The sequence below is a fragment of the Fibrobacterota bacterium genome (genome assembly GCA_019509785.1).
Lineage (GTDB): Bacteria > Fibrobacterota > Fibrobacteria > UBA11236 > UBA11236 > Chersky-265.
The window spans coordinates 1-3,068 of sequence record JAEKLQ010000101.1 but is presented as its reverse complement, the minus strand read 5'-3'; the positions used below and the strand labels follow the sequence as shown (position 1 = coordinate 3,068).

Genomic DNA, 3,068 nt, shown 5'->3' with positions numbered 1-3,068 from the left:
GCGCAGCACGTTGCGCTGCTGGATTCCGCCGCGGCCGACGCGCGTGATCGCGTGCTCGGCGAGCTCGCGCTGCGCGCCGGCGACATCGCGCGCCACGTTTCGGAACGCGTCGGCGATCCGATGCTGCGCGGCGACCGCGTGCGGATGTCGAACGGTTGGCCGGCTCGGTCCTGGACCGGCCGTTCACCCCGGAATTTGCCGTTCCAGATGGCCAACTGGCGCTCGAAATCCCGGAAGCCGGAGAAGGCCACCAGGTCGATGCCATCGATCGCGGCCGCCGCCCGCATCGCGAGATACGGGCCAACCACGTCGCGATGCAGGAAACAGCGCGCCGGGGCGGGGAGGTGCTCGACCTCGCGCAGGTGGCCACGGCTCTGGCCGGTGACCTCTTCCAGCGTGAATTCAGCGGGTTGGCGCATGGCGGCATGGTAGCGCAGGCGGACACCTACTCCGGCCGAGGGACTTGCGGACCTAGTCGACATCGCGGTGCTCTCCCCAAGGTGCGCCGGTGGCCCAGCCTGAAAGCGGGCAGGTAAGATGCGTGAAAACGACAAGACCCTGACCGGGGACGGGTTCGACCGATCTGTGAACGTCACCTTCAAGAGCAAATACATCACCGTCGCCATTGTCGCGGCCCTGCTGGCCTCCCTGGCCGTCGGCGCCGTGATGGTCTACGAAAATCGTGCGCAGCACGTTGCGCTGCTGGATTCCGCCGCGCGCAGCACGTTGCGCTGCTGGATTCCGCCGCGGCCGACGCGCGTGATCGCGTGCTCGGCGAGCTCGCGCTGCGCGCCGGCGACATCGCGCGCCACGTTTCGGAACGCGTCGGCGATCCGATGCTGCGCGGCGACCGCGCGGCGATCATCGCCGCACTGGAAGATTTCAAACGCGACGACACCTTCATGGGTGTCGTGCTCCGCGACGTCTCCGGCAATCCGTTCTACGCCTGGCGACGACCACGCGCCGGCACCGACACCATCACGCGCAGCACCGTCAGCCCGGTGCGCGCGAACGTCCAGACGATGCCTGGCATCGAGACGCCGACCACGATCGGCGAAGTCGAGGTCGAGCTCCGCTCGATCGAGGCATCTCCCGAGGCGGCTGCGTCGCGCAACCAGTTCGACTCGATGCAGCGCCGCCAGCTGCGCAAGGCGCTGATCCTCACGGGCGTGTTCTGCGCGACGGCGCTGCTGGTTGGCTTCCCGCTCGCGTGGTGGGCTGGCCGCCGCGTGAAACAGCCGATCACGTCGCTCATCAAGAGCGCCGATCGAATCGCTCAGGGCGACTACTCGCGCCCGCTCGAAGTCGGTCGCCGGGACGAGCTCGGCGAGCTGCAGGCGGCACTGGAACGCATGCGCCAGAAGCTGCGCCAGACGACGATCAACAAGAACTACCTGACGAACGTGCTCGGCAGCATGACCGACGCGGTGTTCGTGACCTCGCCCGACGGCGTGATCCGCATGGCCAACCAGTCGGCCTGCAAACTACTCGCCTGGGGCGAGGACGAGCTCGTCGGCCGCGGCATCGTCTCGATCCTCGACGAACGCGAGCGCACCGAGTTCGACATGCTGCGCGCGTCCTCGGACACCCGCGAGACCGTGGTGAAGACGCGGCACGGCCAGACGATCCCGGTGGCGATCACCGGCTCGCAGATTTCCACCGACGATCCGCAATACCAGGGCACCATCTTCGTCGTGCGCAACGTCACGGAGCGGAAGCGCGCCGAACGGCGCATCCGCTACCTCGCGCGCTACGACGCGCTGACGAAGGTGCCGAACCGCATGCAGTTCCAGCACCTGCTGCAGCAGGCGATCGCACGCGCATTGCGCAACAAGACGTCGCTGGCACTGCTGTACCTGGACATGGACCGTTTCAAGGAGATCAACGACACGTTCGGTCACGCCGCCGGCGACCGCACGCTCGAGATCCTCACCGAGCGCCTGACGCGCGCGTTGCCGCCGGAGACGGTGATCGGCCGCCTCGCAGGCGACGAGTTCGCCGTGTTCGTCGACGACCTCGCGTCCGACGCCGACAATCGCGGCACGGTCGCGCAGCTCGCGCGCAGCGTGCTCGCCGAAATCGGCCGCGCGTTCCAGCTGCAGGAGCACGAGGTATTCCTCACGGCATCGATCGGCGTCGCATTCTGTCCGCGCGATGCCGAGAACGTCATCGACCTGATCCGCAACGCCGACGCGGCGATGTATCACTCGAAGCAGAACGGCGGGAATTCCTTCGCGTTCTATTCACCCGAGATGAACGCGGCTGCCGTCGAGCGATTGATGCTCAAGAGCAAGCTCCGTCGCTCGCTCGAGCGCGACGAGTTCGTCGTGCATTACCAGCCCAAGGTCGACCTGCGCGACGGCCGCATCATCGGCGCCGAAGCGCTGTTGCGCTGGCGGCTGCCGGGCCACGGGGACATCCCGCCGTCGCTGTTCATTCCGCTCGCGGAAGAGACCAACCTCATCCTCGAGGTTGGTGAATGGGTATTGAACCGCGTGTGCCGGGACTACCGCGAGCTGCAGCAGACGGTGACGACGCCCGGCCGCATCTCGCTGAATCTCTCGCTCAAGCAGCTGCGCCAGGCGAGCTTCATCCTTCGCTTCCGTTCCGTGTTCCGCAAACACGGCGTGAGCCCGACGTGCTTCGAGCTCGAGATCACCGAGACCACGCTGATGGCCGACAGCAAGCGCACGCTGCACCTGCTCGACGAGCTGTACGCGATGGGCCTGCATCTTTCCATCGACGACTTCGGCACCGGCTATTCGTCGCTGTCGGCTTTGCAGCAGTTCCCGATCGGCACGCTCAAGATCGACCAGTCGTTCGTGCGCGACGTCGATGACGACGAGAGCGACGCGACCATCGTGCGCACCGTCATCGAGATGGGGCGCAGCCTCAAGATGCACGTCATCGCCGAGGGCGTCGAATCGCTCGGCCACCTGAACTTCCTGCGCCGTCATCACTGCGGATTCGGCCAGGGCAAGCTGTTCGGCGAACCGGTGACGCTCGAGGAGATGCGACTGCTGCTGGCCCGTCAGCAGGAAACGGGCCCCGCATTCGCCGGGCTGATC

The 3,068-nt window shown here is 66.8% G+C and carries 2 protein-coding genes; one reads left to right on the top strand and one right to left on the bottom strand.

The window, feature by feature from the left end; translation table 11 throughout:
- Positions 1-419: D-alanyl-D-alanine carboxypeptidase family protein (locus JF616_22880; GenBank protein MBW8890608.1), on the bottom strand; the 419-nt coding region annotated here is incomplete at its 3' end.
- Positions 420-767: 348 nt separating this feature from the next.
- On the opposite strand from JF616_22880, the gene JF616_22875 reads away from it, so the two are divergent.
- Positions 768-3,068, top strand: a 2,301-nt coding sequence (locus tag JF616_22875) for an EAL domain-containing protein (protein ID MBW8890607.1), incomplete at its 3' end; no start/stop codon positions are given.